Origin of the sequence: Synechococcus sp. R6-10 (assembly GCF_047461815.1) — a bacterium.
Lineage (GTDB): Bacteria > Cyanobacteriota > Cyanobacteriia > Thermostichales > Thermostichaceae > Thermostichus.
This window is the reverse complement of sequence record NZ_JANSHW010000109.1, coordinates 1-1,194: the sequence shown is the minus strand read 5'-3', so window position 1 is coordinate 1,194 and position 1,194 is coordinate 1. Positions and strand designations below refer to the sequence as shown.

1 protein-coding gene and 1 pseudogene are annotated in these 1,194 nt (G+C 61.0%); both read left to right on the top strand.

Annotated elements, in window-relative coordinates; translation table 11 throughout:
- Positions 1-825 (top strand): annotated as a pseudogene (locus NW837_RS03665) (type II secretion system F family protein); the annotation flags it as partial.
- Between the two features lie 112 nt (positions 826-937).
- Positions 938-1,194: carboxypeptidase-like regulatory domain-containing protein (locus tag NW837_RS03660; protein WP_414329321.1), on the top strand; the 257-nt coding region annotated here is incomplete at its 3' end.

Sequence of the window (1,194 nt, the reverse complement as noted above, 5' to 3'; positions counted from 1 at the left end):
TGCAGCATGGTGCAGGCGGGGGAGGTGGGCGGCGTGCTGGACGAAGTGCTCAACCGCCTGGCCAAGCTGCTGTAGGACATGGATCGCCTGCAGAAGCAGATCAAGTCAGCCATGACCTACCCGGTGGTGGTGACGATCTTGGCTGTCTTGATTTTCTTGGGCATGGTGCTGTTCATCTTGCCCACGTTTGAGAGCATCTACAACGACTTGGGTGGGGAGCTGCCCGGCTTTACCCAGTTTTTCATCAACATCAGCAAGTTCCTGCGCACGCCCCAGTACAGCTTGGGGCTGGTGGGCTTTCTAGGGGCCGTCTATTTTGCTTTCCGGCGCTTTTACCGCACCCCTGCCGGCAAGGAGACCATCGACGCGCTGGCCCTCAAGCTCCCTCTCTTCGGGGATCTGATCCAGAAGTCGGCGGTGGCTCGCTTCTGCCGCACCTTTGGCGCTCTCACCCGCTCCGGGGTGCCGGTGCTGACTTCCTTGGAAATTGTGCGCGACACCTCCGGCAACCAGGTGGTGGCCAACGCCATTGACGCCGCCCGCCAATCCATCTCAGAGGGAGGGCAGATTGCCCCTGCGCTGGGCAAGGCCAAGGTCTTCCCAGTCATGGCCATTCAGATGATCAGCGTGGGGGAAGAGACAGGGGAGCTGGACGCGATGCTGATGAAGACGGCGGATTTCTACGAGCTGGAGGTGGAGGAGGCGGTACGCGCCCTCACCAGCCTGCTGGAGCCGTTGATGATCGTGATCCTGGGCGGTATGGTGGGCTGCATTATCGTGGCCATGTACCTGCCCATGTTCAACGTCTTCGAGCTGGTGAAGTAGCCGGAAGGGATCCCTCGAAGTTGGACGGTAAATTCTACACAGGTTCTGCTGCTGGCTCCCGATAGTTTGGGTCGAAAGAGGCAAAGTCAGAGCAACGGAGGAAAGGGATCCCATGCTGAGGCGATGGTTAGCGGCCCTGGTGCTGTTGTTGGGGGTGGGGCTGGCAGTTTTGCTTTCCGAACAGCCGACGGGATCCCTGGTGGGACGGGTGGAGCTGCCGGCAGGGGTAGCTCTGGAGAGCGTCCGGGTGATCGCCGCCGGCCCGGTCACGCGCAGCGCCAGCTTGGCCTCAGATGGCGAATATCGCTTGGATCGATTGCCTGTTGGGGAATACCAGGTGACGGTGCAGGGATCCGGCCTGGAAACGGT